Origin of the sequence: Chryseolinea soli, from assembly GCF_003589925.1 — a bacterium.
Classification (GTDB): domain Bacteria; phylum Bacteroidota; class Bacteroidia; order Cytophagales; family Cyclobacteriaceae; genus Chryseolinea; species Chryseolinea soli.
Map to the genome: position 1 here is coordinate 2,584,075 of NZ_CP032382.1, position 21,449 is coordinate 2,605,523.

Below are 21,449 nucleotides of genomic sequence, written 5' to 3' on the forward strand. Positions count from 1 at the left end.
CTGGATAATGCGATCGTACTCAAAGATTTCACCACGCTGAATACGCATTGCAAAATAATCGGCGATGTCACCATCGAGCGGTATTGTTTATTGTCAGCCAACATTTTTATTTCGTCGGGTGTGCACTATGCCACCCGTTATCCACACCTGCTCATCCGGCAACAGGATGAAAGAATTTTATCAACCGCGGAAGGGCGTCAACAACATTCCAAGCCGGTGCACATTGAAGAAGATGTGTGGATCGGCTTCGGCGTTTTCATCAAGCAAGGCATCACGATTGGACGCGGGGCAGTGATTGGCGCGAACGCTGTCGTTTTAAAAGACGTGGCACCCTATGAAGTAGTGGGTGGGAATCCGGCAAAAAAAATTAAAGACCGGTTGGTGTTCAACCCGCCGGCAAACCTTGACGCAGGAAGGGAAGAGGATCGCCCTTATTTCTATCGCGGATTTAAGCACATGGCCGTGGACGACGCGAACCCGTCGGGGCGAATGGGAATATGGGCGTTGGACGAGGAGTGTACCGTCGCCATACCGGCCGTTGGTTTGGAGAGCATCCGGATCAACGGCTTTTCAATTTCCCAACAACCGATAGAGGTTCGGATCTTGATCGATGGGTTTGATATGGGAGTGCACGCGATCCGGGAAAAGACCTTTGAATGGCACGTGCGCCCGGCGGATCCGGCGTTTGCTTCCCGGAAGGTTAATCTCTTTTCTTTTGTTACTTTTGTGGTTCCCTACGAGAGGAAGGAAGTTTTCGGTATAAATACTATAAAATTAGCTCAAACGATATGATGGAAAGCGTCAAAATAGCCGCTGCGAGCCTGGCTTTTTGGGTAGGCTACTATTGGTACAAACTCTTTGATAAAACCCCGTGGTACTCCTACCTAAGCCTGCGAAAATTATTCTATACCTCCAATACACAATTCAATAAACGGCTGAGCGATCGTATTGCCAAACAAAATCCCGTGTACCCGATCACGTCGGCAAATGGCGTGCTCGGAAACCTTTCGCAAGGCGATCTGGCCTCGATCAGCCAGCGCATCCAACAAGATGGCTACTATGTTTTCCCAACCTTTTTGGACGACGCCACGATCGCGTATCTAACGGAATTGTCGTTTCGCACAAAAGCCAAACTGATTCCCAAACCCGCACAGGGCAACGCCGAGGATTTCTTCAAACGCGACGAACCGCAGACCATCAAATATCAATATTTTGAAAAGGATCTGGTGCAGGATGCGGTTATTCAGAAACTCATTGCCGATCCCAGCATCCTTGCCGTATCCCAGGCCTTCCTGAAGTCCAAGCCCGTGTTGGATCTCATCTCGATGTGGTGGTCCACAGCCGTGAGTTCACAAGCCTCTTCCGAAGTGGCGCAGCTCTATCACTGGGACATGGAGCGGATCAAATTCCTGAAATTTTTCTTTTACCTCACCGACGTAGATACCAACACCGGCCCGCACTGCTATGTGAAGGGCTCCAATAACGGTTTCCCCGAAGCGGTTCGCCGCGACGGACGCATCCAGGACGAGGAGATCAGCAAAGCTTATCCGGCCGATAAACTTGTGGAGATCACCGGAAAGCGAGGCGCTATCCTGGCCGTGGACACCAGCGGATTTCACAAGGGGAAAAACCTGAGCCGCGCAGATCGCTTGCTCCTTCAATTTGAGTTTGCCAACAGTTTGTTCGGCATCAACACCGAGAGTTTCGAAATCGCCAACCCGTCACCCGAATTTAAAAAAGCATCAACGGCATATCCCTTTGTTTTTCAAAGGTACTTGTTAAAATAAGTTCTAAATCGGCCAAAGCAAACATGTTCAACTTGTCGAAATCTTTGGGCGATATTTCATTTCAGAGAATTAAAGGAACGCTGTTTAATTTTGCTTGCCGGTCGGCCGGGATCTTTGCGAAATTTTTGCTGATCGTCTACATCAGCAAAAACATGTCGCTGGAAGACCTGGGTTTGTATAACATCATCGCCGTAACCGTGGCGTGGTCTGTTTACGTGGTCGGTTTCGAGTTTTATGCCTATTCACTTCGTCATATCGTGGGTGAAACAACAACGGTAATCTCCAGTCATGTTTTCAACCAGGTGATCTTTCACATGGCGGGATATTCCGTTTTGTTTGTGCTGAGTCCCGTGCTGGTTGCGTTCGATTTTGTGCCGCTTGCGCTGCTTCCCTATTTCGTGCTCATCACCGTGTTCGACCAATTGTCGCAGGAATGTTTTCGGATTTGTGTGGCCCTGGAGCGGTCGCAGTTTGCCAACTTCATTCATTTTATAAAAAGCGGCCTGTGGGTGTATCCCCTGTTGTTGCTGCCCTATTTTTTTAACCAGGACATCAGTGTCCATCTCATCCTGAGTGCCTGGCTGGCCGGCACCATCGTCGCCTTTGGTATCGGCGCGTTGAAGCTGGCGCGATTGAATGTGCTGAATTTTCGCGGCGTCCGAATGGACTTCGGTTGGATCAAACAGGGCGCGGTCGTGGCGTTCCCCTTCTTCATCATCTCCATCTCCCAGTTGACGATGGATTTTTCTGATCGCTACCTCATCGATTTCTTCTTAACCAAAACGGATGTGGGCATCTATAGCTTCTACTATGGTATTGCCAACGTACCCATCACGTTGATCACCAGCGTGCTGGTTTCCCAGTATTATCCCCGGATCATCAACATCTATAAATTCCCCACGCCCGAAAAGGAGCGAAAGCGCGTCGCACGAAAGTTCATGGTGCAGTGTCTGGGGCTGGCCGTCGTCACGAGCGGAGCGTCTTTTATTTTGATCCAGTTTTTGTTGAAATTCATTGGCCGTCAGCAACTGCTGGATAACATCGACTTGTTCTACCTGATGTTGGTGCAGGTGATGTTGTTCGCCATCCAGGTGGTGATCCAAACGGTGTTGTACGCCCGGCATGAAGACAAATATTTATTGTACAGCGCACTGGCAGCAGCCGTGATGAATATTGTCATCAACCTGCTTTTGGTTCCTGCGATCGGCGTAAACGGCGCAGCCATCGCCACGATCCTGTCGATGGCGTTGATGTTGGTGGCGCGCTTGTACAAACTAAGAAGTATGAAAAACACAAACGAGAAATATGGAGCAGTTTGATATAGCCCTCATTAGTTCCTATCACCAGGATATACTCTCTGTTGATTGGGTGCTGACCATCGGGGAGGTTGGAAAGCGCGGTACCGTGATCACCCCCAACCCCAATGAATATGAGATGCTGATGGCACAGGGGGCGCATGCTATTTATCTGAAACACTATTTCCCGCCCAGCGTGCCTCCGCTGGAAGAAATAGAAGCCTATTTCAAAGCCCGCGGCGTAAACGATTTGAAGGACTATGTGGCCACGGAGAAGTCCTATTATTTTCAAAGCGATGCGCACCTGATCGCCTATGCATACCAGTATGCGTTCGCATTTGAAAGGATCTTTGCAGAAATAAAGATCAACGCCATTCTACACCCGGTGCAAGGCGGGGAGGTGGTGAGACGGACCGCGGCACTTATTGCAGACCTGCGATCGGTCAGTGTTATTTTTCTTGGCGAAACGTTTATACCGGGTACCATGAACTTGTATTCCGACGAGTTTAGAACGGTATTGAAGCCGACCTTTCACCCTGAACTTTCTGCCGAAAAGGCAACCGAAGTCATTAACGATAAGATAAGCCGGAAACCCGTCGTTCACTACAGCACACAGCGGAGGAGATTCAAAGGAACGCCACTCCTGAAAAAAATGTACACGCTGGTCAAGGATGGCAACTGGAATATTCTGCGGGCCTACATTGCGCGAAAGAAAAGCTTGTCCATCGACTATGTGATCAAGGCCGGCTATACCAAACTCACGGGTGTGTTCAAGCCTCTGGATACCACTGAAAAATATTTTTACTATCCTTTCAATGTGGATGCTGAATCCGAGTTGTTCATCCGGAATCCCGGTTTTGTCGACCAGGTGGCGGCGATGGAAAAGTTGGCGAAGGTTCTGCCCAAGGGATATAAACTATACGTCAAAACACACCCCGGCGTCGACGGGCATTTGTCGATACGCAGCTACCGGCGATTGCGAAAGATCAAAAACGTAGTGCCGCTAAAGCCCACCATCAACAGCTTCGATGTGGTGAAGCATAGTCAGGGTGTCGTCATGGCGTCGTCCACGGTGGGGCTCGAGAGTTACATCATGGGGAAAGCCACCTGCGTGGTGGGGCTTTGGCCTTATACTACGTATGGGAATTTTGTTACGGTGAATGATCTGAGCGAAACCTTCGACCGGATCCTCACCCGGAAAACGACCAACGATCCGGTGAAGTTTGTTCAGAACCTTTATCGCGACACCATCGCGGGCTCCATCTACGGAAGCGCCGATGACTTCAAACTTTTGATCAACAATTTGTTCGAATACACCCATCTGAAAAATCGCTGAGCGAATGCGTGGAAACCGGTCCATATTGCTCCTGTTCTCGGTACTGCTAAACATCAGGTTGCTGACGGAACTACCGCGCGCACTAAGCCTGATGGGCTGGGCAGATTTTGGCGAGGCTGATTTTAACCGGCTGGCGTCCACACTGCTTTTGCTGTACTGTATGGTCGTCCTCTGCGTGAAGAGGAAGCTCATCAGTCCGCGATTGTTAAGCCAGGTGATTGTTTTGGCCCTTTGTTTTTTTCTGGCGTCCACGGCCATTGCGATCAACACGTTCATGACGATCGGCATGCCGATCAGCGGCATCTTCGTGGTGCTGTTGCGTTTTTTGATCGAGATCGTGCTGGTGGCGTTCGCGTTCAACTTTGTGGTCACACCGCGCGATCTGCAGGATGTTTTTGATTTTGTGTTCAAGCCGGCCCTGGCCGTATTCGTTCTGATCTCTGCGGTTCAAATCGCCACATCAAGCTATGCCGATATCCAGGGTGTGCATCGCATTCAAGGCCCCTTTGGGAGTCCCACGACGCTGGCCGGCTTTCTGCATCTTTTTATCGTATTGACTTTTTACTATTACGAAGGCCGCCGCACGACCATGTTCTGGATCTTGCTCGGCGTGCAATACCTGCTACTTTTTTACACGGGCAGTATCGCTACCGTTGCCGCAGCTTTTCTTTTTTTGTTCCTGGTGGGTCGCAAGCAACATTGGATGCGGCTCAAAGTGTTTTACCGCATGGTGCCGTTTGTCGTGGGGGCTGTAGTAGGGGGAATCGTGTTGAAATGGGAGTCCATCGCCAACCGGCTCTCCGTGGTCATGAATTTGCAAAATTTCAAACTATCGGAGGGGTCGTCTTTAAAGTGGCGTTTTGATGCTTGGGCGGCTTACGTGTCGCTTTTAGAGAATAGTTTTGTGAAATGGATTTTTGGACTGGGCGTCGGCACTCAGCGATTTATTTTACACCCCGCATATCCCAACAGTCTCTGGAGAAAATTTGATGCACCCGGTACGCACAACGACTACCTGGCCGTATTGGTCGACTTCGGTGTCTTGGGGTTAATTCTTATGTTGGGCGGTTTATATCTGTTGTTCCGCGCGATCCGAAACGTCGAACGCAATCATCCCAAATTATACTACCTGAGATTTTACCTCGTTACCGTGTTGTTGATCATGATGACGGAAAACTATATAGATCAACTTATTATGTTTACATTTCTGATATTTTTAACGGCCATTATCCGCGTCAATACCGCAGTGGCCGCTCCACCGGTGGCAGAGAATGCATAAGTACTTTTAAAAAAAATTAGTGATATGGCTTTCGAATTTCTAAGACCTTTTAAAGTTGCAAAAGAACGGGTAGGAAGGAACTGGGATGGGGGATATGTGTTGGAGAGCGATTCACTGTCGAGTGTGGAAGTGACGTATTCCTATGGCGTGGGCTGGGAACTTTCATTTGAGAAAGCATTGTATAGCCGTACACATAAAACCATCAGACTTTTCGATCCCACTCTGTTTGATATGGGTAATATTCCCACCCAATCGAAACGGGGGTTGTACTGGCTGGGCCGCTATGTCGCGAAGGTGGTATACTTTAAATCCATTTTGCTCAGCTTGCCGCTGCGCGGATATGGCCTGAAGTTTTATAACGAAGGTCTGTCAAAAAGTAAAAACGGGAAATACAATTCCTTCACCAATCACCTGGCCGAATTCGGCGACGAAGGAAAAAAGGTCCTGCTGAAAATCGATATTGAAGGTGGCGAATACGAAATGTTTGAAGATGAAAAATTTCTGAAATCGTTGGACAATGTCGTGCAGATCGCCATGGAACTTCACGACCTGGAGAGCGAACTCGGCCGCGTGGAAAAAATCGTGCAGCGCCTGTCGGACCGTTTTTCGGTTGTGCATTTTCACGCCAACAACTACGGCTATCTTTTTGAATCGAGAGGCAAAAAAGTGCCGTCGGTGATCGAGCTCACGTTTTTGAACAACGCCTATCTGAAACAACGCGTAGCCGATACGGCACCCCTGCCCGTTTCAAACCTCGACTACCCCAACGATCCCCAAAAGCCGGATATTGAATTATCACACCTGTTCAGTTGACAATCCCGGCGGTTGATGAAGAAAAAGCGAATATTAGTAGACTTGTTAAACCTGGCAACCTCCGAGATCGCCGGAGTGGGTGTGTTTGCCAGAAATTTGTTCGACCTGTGGTTGAAGGAACCGGATCAACCCTATGAAATAGTTTTTTATTCCAGCTATGTCGTAGACGTCGAACGGGTATTGGGCATTAAGCCGTCGAAAAATATCCGGATAAAAAAGATAGGCCTCAAACATGTACTCGCCCGGTTCCTGTATCAACAAGTGGTCATGCCGTTCAGCTTGCTCCGCTACGATCTTTATTTTAATCCGACCTTAGGCATTCCATTTCTGGCGCGGATCACGGCGCCCACGACAAAATTGGCCGTGACGATACACGACTTGATCCCTTTCTTTTATCCGCAAAAATATAGCCGCCTGAGAGGGATCTTGGTGAAAGTCGTGAGCAAGTACGCAGCCAAAGCGGCGCACCGGGTGATCACCGTGTCGGCGAATTCAAAAAAAGATATTGTCAACATCGCGCGGATCGATCCGGACAAAGTGACGATCGTCTACAATTTCATTCCCACGACCCCGTTGTTGTCGAATGCAAAGGATGAACATTTTTTTCTTTGCATTTCCACCCTGGAGCCCGGCAAGAATGTGGAAAATACGATTCGTGGATTCGCCCGGTTCTTGGAGAAATATAAACAGCCCATCCAATTTTATTGGGCGGGGCGCGTCGGCTGGGTCTATACCCAGGCGGACCTCGACAACATGGTGCGGTCGCAGAACATGGTTGGATCTTTTATTTTCTCCGGATACCTGGATGAAGAAAAGAAACGGGAACTGCTCACCAACTGCACCGCGATTGTCTACCTCAGCCACTACGAAGGTTTTGGGTTGCCGGTGTTGGAGGGCATGATGTATAACAAACCGGCCGTGGTGTCAAACAATTCTTCGTTGCCCGAAGTGGTTGGAAAGACCGGCGTGTTATGCGATCCGCTTGACCCGGAGTCGATCGCCGATGCCATGCAGCAGGTGATCCTGAATCGGGATGCGCTGACGAAGGCCATTCCGGCTCAACTCAAAATATTTTCGCCGCAGGAACAACTGAACGTATTTAAAGATACCGTGAACAAGTTGCTATGGCCCCACAGGAGAACGCCTTGAAGATGGAAGCAAACAACAAACCCACATGGAGGGTATACAACGGCTATTTACTGGAATACAGTATCTACGCGTTCGTGATCACCTATTTGTATACGATCCGGCTCTCCAATGCCGTTGCCCTGGTGATGTTGTTCTTTGCGTTGCTGTCCAATCCCTTGAAAGATAAGTGGGCAAAGCTGAAGTCGCGGAAGGAATTGATGCTGCATCCGCTTTACTTCATTTTGATCAGCATCGGCGTGTTGTACAGCACCGATATGAAATACGGCGTTTCGTTCATCGACCGTTCGATCCCATTTTTTCTGATGTCTGCGCTGTTGGGGACAAGCGAGTTCAATGAAAAAAGAATCGTGCCCCGTGCGGCCATGATTTTTGTTCTGAACACCATCGTGGCGGCACTCTATTGCCTGGCGCAAAATGTGATCTTCTTCCGGGAGAACCACGTCGATTTCAAACGCTTTTTCGATTGGGAATATTCGTACGAACACCTCTCCGATTTCATTGGTCTTCACCCGACCTACTTTTCCATCGTTGTGCTGAGCGCGATCATCATCTTGATCTTACTGCCGGGCATCACCGTGCTTTGGCAAAAAATAGTAAGGGTATTGCTGGTGGTGTTCTTGTCGTTTTTTATCATCCTTTTGGGATCGAAGATCTGCATCGTGATCCTTTTCGCGTATAGCAACGTGGCCTTGCTGCTCTACCTGAAGCGCAAGAAAAATTTGAAAGCGATTTTGTTATACGTCTTCGTGAACGTGGCCTTGTTCACCATTGCTTTCAATACGCATGTGATCTATTGGCGCTTTGCCATGGCTTATGAGACGGCCAAGAATACGTTGAACGGAACGGGACAATCGGAGTACCGATTTATGCACTGGAAATGCGCCTCGTATGCCATTAGACAAAAACCCATTTGGGGCTGGGGTACGGCCGATTCAACTACTCCGCTCAACGAATGCTACAGGGCCAGCAACATGACCGAACTGTTGGACTACAATGCACACAATCAATATCTGGACACCTGGGTCAAAATTGGCCTGCCGGGACTGATCATCGTGTTTTTGTGTTTGGCGGCCCCTTTTTATGTGGCCGTGCGTAGAGGAGATTATGCGTTTGCTGCCATTTTCAGCGTTTATCTTGTGGTAGCACTGACCGAATGCATCTTTACGGTGCAAAAGGGGATTTTACTACACAGTTTCATAACTTCAATTTATTTCGGCCATATTTGCATTTTGGCAAAAAAAGGAGACCCATTGTCACAACTATGATTGATAAAATCCAGGTAGCCAATATTCCCGTCAATTTGTTCACGGTTTCAACATTGCATGAAACCGTCAGAGAGGTTGTCCGGGATCAGGATCGGCGGATTTTTCTTCACGCCAATGCTCGCCTATTGGAGCTTGCCAACACAAAAGAAAAATGGCTTGTCGATTTTTTTAATGAGCCGAAGAACTATGTGATGTGCGATGGCTCCGGAATTCAGTTGGCAGCCAAACTGACCGGGCAGCCCGTGCCGGAAAAGATCCCCTATAACATCTGGATCTGGAGCTTTGCCAAGTTTTTGGAGCGCGAAAAGATGACGCTCTTCTTACTGGGCGCCGACAAAAAAACCATTGCCGCCGCAAAAACGGAATTGGAGCGGCATGCGAAGGATATTCGTGTGGTGGGAATCTCTCACGGCTATTTCAGCAAGACAAAAAACTCGCCGGAGAACATCAAGACCATAGACTTTATCAATAGCTGCAAGCCCGATGTTCTGCTGGTCGGATTCGGCATGCCGATCCAGGAGCGCTGGATAAAAGAAAATGTGGATGCCTTGGACGTCCGGTGTATATTTTCCTGCGGTGGCGCTTTTGATTTCATCTCCGGAAACAAACCCGTGGCACCAAAATTTATCCGCATGATCCACATGGAGTGGCTCTTCCGGTTTATGCTCGACCCGATCCGGTTGTTCAGCCGGGTCAGCATCAGTTTCTTGCGATTTGGAAAGGTGCTCGTCAAAGAAGTGATGGGAAAAAACCGGAACAATACACCGCTGCCCCTGGAATAAACTCGCCGTTCATACTTCCGGTTTCTTGAGCACGCCGACTTTCTGATAAAGATTCAAGGATGGCGTTTACAAATTTACTACTTTAGCCACTGTGGCTGTAGAACTTGCCCCCGCGATTTCGCCATTCATCATCTCCCCACTTTCGTTCCTTTGATCGTTTCGTATTTCTCAAAAAACTGGACGAATATTTCTCATGAAAAAATTTTCTCTTCGCCGGATCGATCGACAGCATCGACGCAGTGGCGGCGCTGCGGAACGAGGCAATAACCCGGTGGTGTTATGAAATTTTCGTTAACAGCGTCGCTCGTCATCTATAACAATGATCCCGGAACGTTGGTGAACACGCTCACCAGTTTTCTATCCACAACACTTTCCGGTCATCTCATCCTCATCGACAATTCAGAGAAGCCGACGGCAAAAGACCTGATCACCGATCAACGGTGCCACTACTTTTTTAATAACGCCAACGTTGGATTTGGAGCCGCCCACAATATCGGCATGAAGCGAATCCTCGGGGAAGCAAAGTATCACCTGATCCTCAATCCCGATGTCACATTCGAGCCAGGGGCGTTGGAAAAGTTGTATGAATACATGGAACACAACCCCGACATTGGCCTGCTCTTGCCCCGTGTTTCCGATTTTCAGGGCGAGCCAAAATTTCTCTGCAAGCGACTTCCCGCACCGCTCGATCTTTTGGTGCGAAGGTTTGGATCAAAATTTCTGCAAGCGATCTTCCAGAAACGACTGATGCGCTATGAGATGCGCGACAAAGACTACAGCCGTCCCTTTGAGGCGCCCTATCTGTCGGGATGCTTTATGTTTTTTCGCGTGGAGGCGCTAAAAAAAGTCGGCCTTTTCGACGAACGCTTCTTTATGTACATGGAGGATGTCGACCTCTCGCGGAGAGTCCACCAACATTTCAAAACGGTGTATTATCCCGAGGTCCAGATCCGTCATGGGCATGCCCGCGAATCCTACCGTTTCAACGGGCTCCTGTTTGCTCACATAAAATCGGCCATTCGCTATTTCAATAAATGGGGCTGGTTTTTTGATGTCGAGCGGAGGGAAGTGAACCGCCACCTCTAGAAACCCGCTAGAATTGACTCGGATTCTAGCCGAATTCTTTCAATTCCTTCCAAATTCACTATTTTTACCCACTTTTGAATTTCCTATGGCTGTAGAGCTTGCCGCTGCGATTACATCGTTTGTTATCTCCTTTCTCATCGTTCCGGTGATTATCAAATACTCCCTGCGGAAGAACCTCGTAGACGTCCCCGGGCGTCGCAAAATCCATAAAAAGGTCACCCCGTCTATGGGGGGCATCGCCATCTTTATCGGCTTTTTTATCTCCTCGCTGATTTGGATCGACATCCAGGGCTGGGGCAATATCAAGTTCATCCTCGTAGCCCTGTTCGTCATCTTTTTTATCGGCGTGCGCGACGATTTAGTTCCCCTGCGGCCGCTCATCAAGCTCATGGGCCAGATCATGGCGGCATCGCTGGTGATCTTCTTGTTCGATCTTCGCATCCGCACCTTCTATGGCCTGTTTGGGGTCAATGAGCTGCCGACGCTGGTCAGCTACGCGGTCACGTATTTCACCATCATCGTCATCACCAATTCGTTCAACCTCATCGACGGGCTCGATGGGTTGGCGGGCACCATTGCCATTGTGGCGCTGCTTTCCTTTGGTGTGTGGTTCTTTTTGGTGGGCGAAGACATCTTTTCGATCCTTTCGTTTGCCATGCTGGGCGCCATCTTCGCGTTCCTCATTTTTAATTGGGAGCCTTCGGAGGTGTTCATGGGCGACACGGGGGCCCTGGTGATCGGCATGATGCTGGCCATCCTGGTCATCCATTTCATCGATGTCAACTATGCCTTGCCGGCCATGGCGCCCTACAAGTTCAACGGCTCCGTGGGGTCGGCGGCGTGTTTCATCATCATTCCCCTGGTCGATACGCTCCGCATTGTGATCCTGCGGCTCTCCAAAGGGCAATCGCCTTTCAAGCCCGACAAGAGCCACATCCATCATGCCATCATGCGGTTGGGCATGACCCACAGCCAGACCACACTCATCCTGGGGGGTGTTCAGCTGTTGTACATTTCGTTGGCCATCGCCTTCAATCACCTGTCCGATATGTATGTGCTGTCGGGGTTGGTGGTTTTGTCGTTTTTGTTGAGCGTCACCCTGGACCGGCTCATCATCAACAAACTGTCGGATTAGGTCGGACCGTGGCGGGGACGATTGACAAATGCCCGCGTAAAACCGTATTTTTGGAGCTTTATAGAGTGTTTCATGGAAGAAAGAATTCAAACCCTGCTCAATGAAGTGAATGCCTACGCCGCCGGCGACAAAGCCGCGCTGGAGGCTTTCCGGTTGCGCTATGTGAGCAAGAAAGGTGCTGTGAGCGAGCTGTTCGAGGAACTGAAGCAGGTGCCGGTCGATCAAAAGAAGACGCTGGGCAAAGTGCTCAATCAACTGAAGCAGACCGCCGAGGCCCGCTTGCAGGAATTGACCGAACAATTGGAGTCGGCTCCGGTGTCGAGCGCCGAGATCGATCTTTCGTTGCCGCCCATCCCAAACCAACTGGGCAACCTCCATCCCCTGTCGCTCACCCGCTACCGCATCATCGAGATTTTCGAGCGCCTGGGTTTCAACGTGGCCGACGGCCCGGAAATTGAAGACGACTTTCACAACTTCTCGGCACTCAACTTCCCCGAGAACCACCCGGCCCGCGAAATGCAGGACACGTTCTTTATCGAAAAGAAAAGTGCCGGCAGCCAGCAGGATATTTTGTTGCGCACCCACACCTCCAACGTGCAGATCCGCATGATGGAAAACCAGAAGCCTCCCATCCGGGCCATCATGCCGGGAAGAGTATACCGCAACGAGGCGATCTCGGCGCGGGCACACTGCTTCTTTCACCAGGTGGAAGGCTTGTATGTGGACAAGAATGTGGGCTTTGCCGATCTCAAGCAAACGCTCTATCACTTTGCCAAGGAAATGTATGGCAAGGACTCGAAGATCCGTTTCCGGCCGTCGTACTTCCCGTTCACCGAACCCAGCGCCGAGATCGACATCTCGTGTCTCATCTGCAAGGGCGTGGGCTGTAACGTCTGCAAGCACACGGGTTGGGTAGAGATCGCCGGCTCCGGCATGGTCCATCCCAACGTGTTGCGCAATTGCAATATCGACCCTGAAGAATACACCGGCTTTGCTTTTGGTATGGGCATCGAGCGGGTGACCATGCTTCGCTACCAGATCAACGACCTGCGGTTGTTCTCCGAAAACGATGTTCGTTTCTTGCGACAGTTTCAACCGGTGGTATAAAAAGATATGATGGTTGAGTCCATAAAAAATGTGGCCATAATCGGCGCCGGCACCATGGGCCAGGGCATTGCCCAGGTGTGTGCCTTGGCAGGTTATCCGGTCATGCTCTATGACACGCAACCCGAAATAACAAAGACCGCCATCGCCAACGTCCGCAAGCGGATGGAAGCGGCGGTGGAGAAAGGCAAGCTCTCGGCAAACCTGAAAGATGAAGCGCTGGCGCGTATCGTAGCCGTTGGCGATTTTCGCCAGCTGCAAGTGGACATCGCCATCGAGGTGGTGGTGGAGAAGCTGGAGGTGAAACAAAAGATCGTGGCCGAACTGGAAAAGCTCAACGCCATCGACTGCATCCTCGTGAGCAACACGTCGTCGTTTCCCATCACGCAGATCGCGTCGGTGATGAAGCACAAAAACCGTTTTGCGGGACTTCATTTTTTCAATCCTGCGCCGGTGATGAAGCTGGTGGAAATTATTCGCGGTGCGGCCACCAACGACCATACGATCAAAGTGCTGGAAGCGTTTGTAGAGAGTCTCTCGAAGATCTCGGTGATGGCCACCGATTCGCCGGGATTTATTGTGAACCGGGTGGCCCGGTTATTTTACGCCGAATCCCTCAAGATCGTGGAGGACGGCGTTTCGGATTATCAGACGGTTGACCGATTGCTGAAGGAGACCGGGTTCAAGATGGGACCGTTTCAATTGATGGACCTCATTGGGGTGGACACCAACTTTGCGGTGACCACCAGCATGTATAACGCGTTTCATCAGGAACCCAAGTTCAGACCCAGCCGTCTCCAGCAACAAAAAGTAGATGCAGGACAACACGGACGTAAAAGTGGTAAAGGTTTCTATGAATATCCTCAAACAGAACAGTGACGCATGGCCCACCCGTTGGGCTGTGGTTTTTCTCTTTTTATTTTTGAACTGCTCGCCCGACCAAAGCGACGATGCCATCCCCTACCAGCCCTTTGCTGACATTGTGATGAATCTCAATTTGCCGGAGAACACCGCCCTGCGGGTCACGGGAGGATTCCGCTACATTGATGGCGGCATCCGGGGCATCATCTTGTATAACCAGGGGTCGAATGTTTATTCCGCCTACGAGCGCAACTGCTCCTATCACCCGAACGATGCTTGTGCCACGGTAGACGTGGATGCGTCCAGGCTCTTCATGATCGACCCGTGCTGCCATTCGCAATTCAGTTTTACCACCGGCAACCCCCAGGGCGGAGCCGCCTCGCGACCGCTAAGAAAATACCGCACAACGCTGCTCGCCAATACGCTCACCATCACCGATGAGATCGTAGACCAATAAGATCAGAGAATTTTTTAGAGTAATAGCATGAAACGATGGCCTGTCGTTTGACAGGACGAATCGTTTCATGCATGACAGGATATCGGAAAGCTTACGCTGAATTCCGCGCAGCGTTGATAATACCAAACATACACCGCACCACCAGCGACCGGTATTGTTTTTCAAAAGGCTTATCCGCAGCCTCCAGGTGGCGCAATTGCTGTAACGCGAATTGCTGGATGGTGATCATGGGCAACACGATGCGCTCGCGCAATTTCACCGAATCGCGGTTCATAGGCGTGTTATCCATTAACCCCGGAAGTCCCGACACTTCCAGGATCATCTGGGCGGAGAGCTTGTATTCGGCGTGCATCTTTTTCCAGAACTCGCTAAACTCTTTGTCCTTGGCCAGGTAGGCCGTGGCGGGATAATACGTTTTGGTGAGCGACATCATACTGTTGCTCAACAGCGTGCGGAAGAATAGCGACTCGTTGAAAAGATTTTTCAACTCGCGAAACTTGCCTTGCTTCTTCAATTCTTTCAGCGCGGTACCCACGCCATAAAAACCGGGAATGTTTTGCTTCATCTGCGCCCATGAGCCCACAAAAGGAATGGCGCGCAAGTCTTCAAATTTCAAACTTCCGGAATTGCGTTTCACGGGACGCGACCCGATGTTGATATCGCCAAAGAACGAAAGCGGCGTGATCTTTTCCAGGTAAGGAACAAACTTCGGATGTTTCTTCAAGTCGAGATAGGCCTTGTGACCTTCTTCCGCCAAAGCGTTCATAAGGCTGGTCTCGTCTTCCTTGAACTGGTGTTTCTTTTTGAACACGGAGTTCTCGATGCCGGCCGACAAAAGCTGTTCGATGTTATAGCCGCACGAAACCGGCTTGCCAAAGTTCGAGCTGATGGTCTGTCCCTGGATAGTGATCTGCACCTCCTTGTCTTCGATGGTGTCGCCCAGCGAGGCATAGAAGTCGTGGGTGTTGCCGCCGCCGCGGGCGGGCGGGCCGCCACGGCCGTCGAAGAACACGGCGGTGAAGCCGTTGTCGCGCGTGATGCGTGTCAGGTGTTCTTTGGCCTGGAAGATGGACCAGTTGGCGCGCAGGTAGCCGCCGTCTTTGGTGCCATCGGAGAAGCCTAACATGATGGTCTGCTTGCCACCGCGGCGCTTCAGGTGCTCGCGGTAGGCTTCCACGCTATAGAGTTTGGCCATGATGCCCGGGGCATGGGCCAGGTCCTCGATGGTCTCGAACAGGGGCACGATGTCGAGGGCCAGCTCGTCGTTCTTGCCCAGGATCAGGTTGGCCAGTTGATAGACGCGGATCACGTCCAGCGCCGACTGGCAGTTGCTGATCACGTAGCGGTGACAGCCCTCCACGCCATTGTCTTCCTGGATCTGGCCGATGATGTCGATGCTTTCGATGAGCTCGCTGATAAATGTGTCCTCGAACTTCATAGAGGTGGGCTTGAAAGAAAGGCCGAGCAGTGTCTCGATCTTCTCTTCTTCCGAAAGCTTGTCGAAGTTTTTGAGGGCTTTGTTTTTGGGTTTCAGTTTTTCGAGCATCGCTTCCCAGGCATAGGCGTGTTTGCGGCTGTCCTGGCGAATGTCCATGCTGGCGAAATAGAAGCCGAAGATCCGCACCTTCAGAATGAAGTCGTCGAGCAGGTTCAGGAACAGTCCCTTGTGGTCGCGGATCAATACCTCGCGAACTTCGAACAGGTCGTTCAGCAGTTCATCGGGGTGGCTGTAGATCTCGCCTCCGAAACCACCGCCAAAGGCCATGGGATATATTTTGCGCTCGGCGCGGGCAATGATGTGGTCAAGTCCTTTGAATGTGAGGCGGCGCTTCAGGAACCGGATGTCGCGGTAGTAGCACTTCATCAGGGTTTGCTGAAGGTTTTGGGCCACCTTCACCGTGATCTCGTGCGTAACAAACGGGTTGCCGTCGCGGTCGCCGCCGGGCCAGAAGCCGATCTTGATCAGGTCGTAGTTGGTCCACTCCTCCAACTTCATGTTCAGCCCGTTCATCAGTTGGGTGATGATATCGGGGATGACGTTGTAGAAAACATTTTCCAGGAACCACGACAGGCTCACTGCCTCGTCGAAGGGCGTGGGTTTTTCTTTGTTGATGAACGCGGTTTTTCCCAGTTGGCGCAGCAACAGGTTGATGTGCTCCAGCCGGTTTTCGTGGATGGCCTGCTCCAGGTCGTTGAGGATGGCCAGCACGTTGCCGGGGTAGAACTGGGTAGGGTGGGCCGTGAGCACGATGCGCACGCTGAAATCCTCCAGCCGTTTTTTCAAATCATCGAGGAGGTTTTCGGCCGTGGCGCGGAGCAACAGTTCCGAAACGCTTCCCTTACCCTTCAGGTCGTTGATTTCCGCGAAAGCGGAATCTTCCACGGAGTCGAACAACACCACCTGGCGCTCGATGTATTGAATGAAATTGAACAGCAGGTTGAACTGCTCTTCGCGGGTAGCCTGGGGCGTATAGTTGGCGAAAAATTTCTTGATGATGGTCTTTGGATCCTTACCCTTTTCATAGTCGGTTTCGCAGGCTTGCTGCAGCAGGGGAAGTAAGGTCCCGGTTCGGTAGATGCCCGTATAGGGAAGATTGAGAAAAAGGCTGTTATACATGTGATAACGTGTTGAAACAGCCTCGTTGAATTGACTTGCCATGGGTTTGATTTGAACGCTAACAAAGTTATCAAATCCTCCCTAGGCAGGTGATGACGCTCTATGAATTGCAGATTTTATTTTCGAAAACGTTTACGGGATAGGAAAGCCCAAAGCCTTTTTGGACACACCCGGCACGCGAAACATCGTCCGTGTGTGATGTTTCAAGGCTTGATAAATTGAAAAAGCAGAAGCCGTTTGGATACAGCTCCTGCCTTCGTGATCGGTCTCGGGGAATCGGTCGTTTAGGGCATCACTTCGCCGCTGATATTCAGCACCACGGCGCCGCCGCCTGTGTTGGCATTCACGGTGATCGTTTTGTTGAACACCCCGGCGTGGGCGGCGTTATAGGTGGCCTTCACAAATCCCTGGCCTCCGGGGGCAATGGGCTCCTTGGTATACTCGGCCACTGTGCAGCCGCATGACGCCTGTACCGAGGCAATGATCAGGGCGTCTGTGCCGCTGTTGGTAAATTTGAACTCATGGGTCACGGGCTTGTTCAGCGCGATCTTGCCAAAGTCAAAAGAGGTGACATTCCAGTTGAACGCCGCTACTTTGCTGGCGACCACCGAGGTGGACGAGGCGGCAGCCGTGGGTGTGGATTGCGCCAGCAGGGCGGTGGCACAGAGGCTAAAGAAGAGGCCTATCATACATTTTTTCATAGGTAAAAAGATTTTGGTTTTTAAAATGAATACACAAAATGGTGGGTGGTGGACCGTGCAAAACCCCGCCGGCTGCGCATTACAGGCGGTGTCGGGGCACTTCCCTCCCCATCAACAACACAAAGCTCAGGAATGCCGTAAATACCCTTTGTTAACGGCTTTCTAAATTTTGTTAACGACTTGTTAATGTTTTTTAGCCCCTTCGGGCATTATCGTAACTTTAGCTTGTGAAAAGTTCAACCATCCGTCTGGTCGTCATCCTGGCAGCGCTCTGCATCGTGGGCATCACCATCACGCAGATCTATTGGGTGCGCCGTGCCTTCGATTTGAAGGAAGCCGAATTTGAGCGCACCGTGAACACGGCGCTCTATAACGTGGCGCAGCGGATCTACGAGATGAACAAGACCCCATCGCCTTCCAACAATCCGGTGAAACAACTGTCGACCAACTATTTTGTGGTGATGGTGAACAGCGAGATCGATGCGGGCATTTTGGAATTTTTGCTGCGCAATGAATTTGAAAAACGCGGCATCGTGGCCGACTTTGAATATGGCGTCTACGATTGCCACAGCGAACGCATGGTCTATGGCGACTATGTTCCCATGCAGACCGCAAAAGAAAAAATAACCAGTAAAAGACTGCCGCAGTGGGCCAACGAAGGCTATCACTTTGGCGTGCAGTTCCCGAACCGCGCCGCACACATCACAAACCAAATGGGCATCTGGTCATTCTCGTCGGTGGTGTTGTTGCTGGTGATCGTGTTCTTCTCCTACACCTTGTTCGTGATCCTGAAACAGAAAAGGCTTTCTGAAATTCAGAAGGACTTTATCAACAACATGACGCACGAATTCAAGACACCGATCGCCACCATTGCCGTGTCCACGGAAGTGTTGAAAGATCCGGGGATCGTGCACCAACCCGAGCGGCTGTTGAACTACACCACCATCATCGAAAAAGAGAACCTCCGCCTGAAACAACAAGTGGAACGCGTGTTGCAAATGGCCCGCCTCGATAAAGAAGACATCGGGTTGCGCAAAGAACGCGTGGATGTGCACCACCTCATCGAAGACTCCGTCCGGCACTCAGCGTTGCCGTTGCAGGAGCGCGAAGGCTGTGTGGCGTTTGAGTTTAACGCCCGCCTCCATGAAATGGAAGGCGACAAACTTCACCTTACCAATGTGTTCAATAATTTGGTCGACAATGCCATCAAGTATTGCAAGACCATCCCAAAAATATTGATCCGCACCACCAACGACGCCCGTGGCCTGCTGGTGGAGGTGCACGACAACGGCATTGGCATCGGCCCCGAAAACCAAAAACGCGTCTTCCAAAAATTCTACCGCGTGCCCACCGGCAACGTGCACGACGTGAAGGGCTTTGGACTAGGCTTGAGCTATGTGAAGACCGTGGTAGAAGCCCACAAAGGCGGCGTGTCGCTGCAAAGCGAGTTGGGTAGCGGAAGCGTATTCAAGATCTATTTACCGTTTGCCTGAGCAGAAAAACACAACCGGATGAGCGATAGCAAAAAAATATTACTGGTGGAAGACGACCCCAACCTCGGTTTTGTCATCAAAGACAACCTGAGCATCAAGGGCTACGACGTCACCTTGTGCAAAGACGGCGAAGAGGGCGAACGCAGCTTCTTCGCGCATCCCTACAACCTTTGCATTTTTGATGTCATGCTGCCGCGGAAGGATGGCTTTTCGCTGGCCCGGAGCGTGCGCGAAAAAAATAAGAGCATCCCCATCCTCTTCCTCACCGCCAAGTCGATGATGGACGACAAACTGGAAGGCTTCCAGGCCGGCGCCGACGACTACATCACCAAGCCGTTCAGCCTCGAGGAGCTGCTTTGCCGCATCGAGGTATTCATGCGCCGGGGTGCGGTGCAACCAGGGAGTGACGAGAAGCGATTTTTCCTGGGAAACTTCGAATTCGATTTCTCGAACCTCACCCTCAAAAATCACCAGAGCGAAAAAACACTCACCCAGAAAGAAGCCGATGTGCTCCGGCTCCTTTACCTGAACCGCGAGCGCGTGCTAAAGCGCGAAGAGATTCTGAAACAAGTGTGGGGCGACGACGACTATTTTATGGGCCGCAGCCTCGACGTATTCATTTCAAAACTCCGGAAGTATTTGAAGGACGATCCCACCGTGCAGATCGTGAACTATCACGGTGTGGGATTCAAGCTGGAAGCATAGTCTTGTCGCACTGGACGATTGGTTTATCAAGCCATACCGCATCAAAATAAAAAAGCCCACCGCCTGTTGAAGACGGTGGGCTTTTTCTATTGAGCGAATGCCTATTGAAGCTTTCTCAAATTGCTGTTTGATTTGCTGTAGAGGAAGTAGATGAACAACCCGATGATCATCCAGCCACCCGCAGCCAACAACGTATTCTGAGGAAGCGACAAGATCATGGCCGAACAAATTACGATCCCCAGAATTGGAACGAGCGGCACCAAAGGGGTTGCGAAAGGACGCACCGCTTCCGGATTTTTTCTGCGCATCACCCAGATGCCTGCACAAACCATAACGAAGGCGAACAGCGTACCAATACTGGTTAAATCACCCGCCATGTTCCCAGGAATAAATCCGGCGAACAGTCCTACGAACACAAACAGGATCATGTTCGACTTATAGGGTGTTCTGAATTTAGGATGCACCTCGGCAAACACTTTGGGGATGAGGCCGTCGTTGGCCATGGAATAAAATACGCGTGACTGACCCATCAACATGACCAGGATCACGGAAGAAAATCCTGCCAGGATGGCTACCGTGATCAACGTTGCCAACCACTCATAGCCGGGCATGTAATGCTGAATGGCATAGGCCACTGAAGCTTCTTTGCCCACCGTCTTAAATTCTTCCCAATTGGCAATGCCGGTGAGCACGCGCGAGAAGAGAATATAGAGCAACGTACAAACGACAAGCGAACCCAAGATACCGATCGGCATATCACGCTTCGGATTTTTAGCTTCCTGTGCGGCAGTCGAAACGGCATCGAACCCGATAAAAGCAAAGAACACAATAGCCGATCCACCAAGCACACCACCCCAACCGTGACGGTTGAAGGCCTCGTGACCCGGCGCATTGTCAGGAATAAGAAATGGCGTATAGTTATCGGGATTGATGAACTGCCAGCCCAGGGCAATAAAGATCAACACGATCGACACTTTCACAAACACGATGATGGCGTTGACCGCTGCCGATTCTTTTGTGCCTTTGATGAGGATCAAGGTCAGAATGAGCAGGATCAGCAAAGCGGGTAAATTCACGATACCGGAAACACCGTCCAGGGAAGTTTCCATCGGCGAATGGCACCATTGATAGGGTATTGTCCCCCCTAAGAGATTGTTGAGGTATTCGCTCCACGCAATGGAAACGGTGGCTGCTGCCAGCGCATATTCCAGCACCAGGGCCCAGCCGATGATCCAGGCGATGAATTCGCCCATGGTCACGTAAGCATAGGTGTAGGCGCTTCCGGCCACGGGGATCATGGAAGCAAATTCGGCATAGCACAGGCCGGCAAAGGCACAACCCACGGCTGCCACAATAAAGGAAATAACTACTGCAGGACCGGCAGCTTCGCCTGCCGCCGCGGCCGTTCGCACAAACAAACCGGCACCGATAATGGCGCCAATGCCCAGGGCGATCAGGTTGCCCGCGCCCAAGGTGCGCTTCAGGCCCTTTTCGGAGTCGCCCGTCTGCATGAGCTGTGCTAAAGGCTTTTTGATAAACAAACTCATCGTTATTCTTCTTAAGGTTAGGTGAAATTTTAAGTGC

18 protein-coding genes and 1 pseudogene are annotated in these 21,449 nt (G+C 50.9%); 16 read left to right on the forward strand and 3 right to left on the reverse strand.

Annotation, left to right across the window (positions count from 1 at the left end):
• Positions 1 to 222: 222 nt before the first annotated feature.
• From D4L85_RS35105 to D4L85_RS11270, 14 genes and pseudogenes are all read left to right on the forward strand, one after another.
• Positions 223 to 378, forward strand: a pseudogene (locus tag D4L85_RS35105) (DapH/DapD/GlmU-related protein); the annotation flags it as partial.
• Between the two features lie 410 nt (positions 379 to 788).
• Positions 789 to 1,787, forward strand: a complete 999-nt coding sequence (locus D4L85_RS11210) for a phytanoyl-CoA dioxygenase family protein (protein ID WP_119754389.1) — start codon at positions 789 to 791, stop codon at positions 1,785 to 1,787.
• 32 nt (positions 1,788 to 1,819) lie between these two features.
• Positions 1,820 to 3,106 carry an MATE family efflux transporter gene (locus D4L85_RS11215; protein WP_160143666.1) on the forward strand — a complete coding sequence of 429 codons (1,287 nt, stop codon included), beginning with the start codon at positions 1,820 to 1,822 and terminating at the stop codon, positions 3,104 to 3,106.
• A complete protein-coding gene (locus D4L85_RS11220) occupies positions 3,093 to 4,418 on the forward strand; it encodes a capsular polysaccharide export protein, LipB/KpsS family (protein WP_119754391.1) in 1,326 nt (441 codons plus the stop codon). The genes D4L85_RS11215 and D4L85_RS11220 overlap by 14 nt, the downstream gene beginning before the upstream one ends.
• Before the next feature lie 4 nt (positions 4,419 to 4,422).
• The gene (locus D4L85_RS11225) at positions 4,423 to 5,697 is read left to right on the forward strand and encodes an O-antigen ligase family protein (protein ID WP_119754392.1); all 1,275 of its coding nucleotides are present in this window, start codon (positions 4,423 to 4,425) and stop codon (positions 5,695 to 5,697) included.
• A gap of 24 nt (positions 5,698 to 5,721) precedes the next feature.
• Complete coding sequence (locus tag D4L85_RS11230) at positions 5,722 to 6,510, forward strand: FkbM family methyltransferase (protein WP_119754393.1); 789 nt, start codon at positions 5,722 to 5,724, stop codon at positions 6,508 to 6,510.
• 15 nt (positions 6,511 to 6,525) lie between these two features.
• Complete coding sequence (locus D4L85_RS11235; RefSeq protein ID WP_119754394.1) at positions 6,526 to 7,659, forward strand: glycosyltransferase family 4 protein; 1,134 nt, start codon at positions 6,526 to 6,528, stop codon at positions 7,657 to 7,659.
• Complete coding sequence (locus D4L85_RS11240; protein WP_119754395.1) at positions 7,635 to 8,924, forward strand: O-antigen ligase family protein; 1,290 nt, start codon at positions 7,635 to 7,637, stop codon at positions 8,922 to 8,924. Before D4L85_RS11235 ends, D4L85_RS11240 begins: the two co-directional genes overlap by 25 nt.
• Positions 8,921 to 9,706 carry a WecB/TagA/CpsF family glycosyltransferase gene (locus D4L85_RS11245; protein ID WP_160143667.1) on the forward strand — a complete coding sequence of 262 codons (786 nt, stop codon included), beginning with the start codon at positions 8,921 to 8,923 and terminating at the stop codon, positions 9,704 to 9,706. Before D4L85_RS11240 ends, D4L85_RS11245 begins: the two co-directional genes overlap by 4 nt.
• Positions 9,707 to 9,985: 279 nt before the next feature.
• Positions 9,986 to 10,792: a glycosyltransferase family 2 protein gene (locus tag D4L85_RS11250; protein WP_119754397.1), complete on the forward strand. Its 807-nt coding sequence runs from the start codon at positions 9,986 to 9,988 to the stop codon at positions 10,790 to 10,792.
• Between the two features lie 85 nt (positions 10,793 to 10,877).
• Entirely contained in the window at positions 10,878 to 11,927 is a 1,050-nt protein-coding gene (locus D4L85_RS11255) for a glycosyltransferase family 4 protein (RefSeq protein WP_119754398.1), read from the forward strand.
• A 72-nt stretch (positions 11,928 to 11,999) separates the two neighbouring features.
• A complete protein-coding gene (gene pheS / locus D4L85_RS11260) occupies positions 12,000 to 13,034 on the forward strand; it encodes a phenylalanine--tRNA ligase subunit alpha (RefSeq protein ID WP_119754399.1) in 1,035 nt (344 codons plus the stop codon).
• A 6-nt stretch (positions 13,035 to 13,040) separates the two neighbouring features.
• Positions 13,041 to 13,910 carry a 3-hydroxyacyl-CoA dehydrogenase NAD-binding domain-containing protein gene (locus D4L85_RS11265; protein WP_119754400.1) on the forward strand — a complete coding sequence of 290 codons (870 nt, stop codon included), beginning with the start codon at positions 13,041 to 13,043 and terminating at the stop codon, positions 13,908 to 13,910.
• Positions 13,885 to 14,349 carry a Rieske (2Fe-2S) protein gene (locus tag D4L85_RS11270; RefSeq protein ID WP_119754401.1) on the forward strand — a complete coding sequence of 155 codons (465 nt, stop codon included), beginning with the start codon at positions 13,885 to 13,887 and terminating at the stop codon, positions 14,347 to 14,349. The genes D4L85_RS11265 and D4L85_RS11270 overlap by 26 nt, the downstream gene beginning before the upstream one ends.
• A 91-nt stretch (positions 14,350 to 14,440) precedes the next feature.
• Here the strand turns inward: D4L85_RS11270 and D4L85_RS11275 are convergent, their stop codons facing one another.
• Positions 14,441 to 17,008, reverse strand: coding sequence for a phosphoenolpyruvate carboxylase (locus D4L85_RS11275; protein ID WP_119754402.1), 2,568 nt, complete (start codon positions 17,006 to 17,008; stop codon positions 14,441 to 14,443).
• 242 nt (positions 17,009 to 17,250) lie between these two features.
• Positions 17,251 to 17,667, reverse strand: coding sequence for a DUF1573 domain-containing protein (locus tag D4L85_RS11280; RefSeq protein WP_119754403.1), 417 nt, complete (start codon positions 17,665 to 17,667; stop codon positions 17,251 to 17,253).
• 227 nt (positions 17,668 to 17,894) lie between these two features.
• Between D4L85_RS11280 and D4L85_RS11285 the strand changes: the two genes are divergently transcribed.
• On the forward strand, positions 17,895 to 19,160 hold the full coding sequence (locus tag D4L85_RS11285) for a sensor histidine kinase (protein ID WP_119754404.1): 1,266 nt from the start codon (positions 17,895 to 17,897) through the stop codon (positions 19,158 to 19,160).
• A gap of 18 nt (positions 19,161 to 19,178) precedes the next feature.
• A complete protein-coding gene (locus tag D4L85_RS11290) occupies positions 19,179 to 19,865 on the forward strand; it encodes a response regulator transcription factor (protein WP_119754405.1) in 687 nt (228 codons plus the stop codon).
• Positions 19,866 to 19,966: 101 nt separating this feature from the next.
• Here D4L85_RS11290 and D4L85_RS11295 read toward each other — a convergent pair whose 3' ends face one another.
• Positions 19,967 to 21,412 carry an amino acid permease gene (locus tag D4L85_RS11295; protein WP_119754406.1) on the reverse strand — a complete coding sequence of 482 codons (1,446 nt, stop codon included), beginning with the start codon at positions 21,410 to 21,412 and terminating at the stop codon, positions 19,967 to 19,969.
• Positions 21,413 to 21,449 lie beyond the last annotated feature (37 nt).